Source organism: Stenotrophomonas sp. CASM110 (assembly GCF_049384345.1).
Classification (GTDB): domain Bacteria; phylum Pseudomonadota; class Gammaproteobacteria; order Xanthomonadales; family Xanthomonadaceae; genus Stenotrophomonas; species Stenotrophomonas muris.
This window is the reverse complement of record NZ_JBMRGI010000063.1, coordinates 1-290: the sequence shown is the minus strand read 5'-3', so window position 1 is coordinate 290 and position 290 is coordinate 1. Positions and strand designations below refer to the sequence as shown.

Genomic DNA, 290 nt, shown 5'->3' with positions numbered 1-290 from the left:
CGCATCGGCTTCGGTGATCACGTGCGTCTGGATGTACAGGGCGATCCCTGCGATGGGCAGATGCTGCATGTGGCGCGCGATACGCCGTTTGGCTGCGTGCTGCGCAGCCGCTTCGTGCTCGGCCTGGACAGCGCCGATCCGCGTCGCGATGCCGGCGACGCGGTCGGCCTGGGCCTGCTCAGGCACTGCTATACGGAGTTCAGTTTCCTGTCGCGGCTGCTGCCTTCGCTGTACTACGGCGAGCGCGCCAACGGCGAAGCAGTGCCGTTGCCGTGGTGAACGGCGCGCCG

General features: G+C 67.9%; 1 protein-coding gene. It reads left to right on the top strand.

Going from position 1 to position 290, the window contains the following annotated elements:
• The coding region (locus tag VG561_RS21205) for a DAPG hydrolase family protein (RefSeq protein ID WP_423172695.1) at positions 1 to 279 on the top strand (279 nt) is incomplete at its 5' end.
• Positions 280 to 290: the final 11 nt, after the last annotated feature.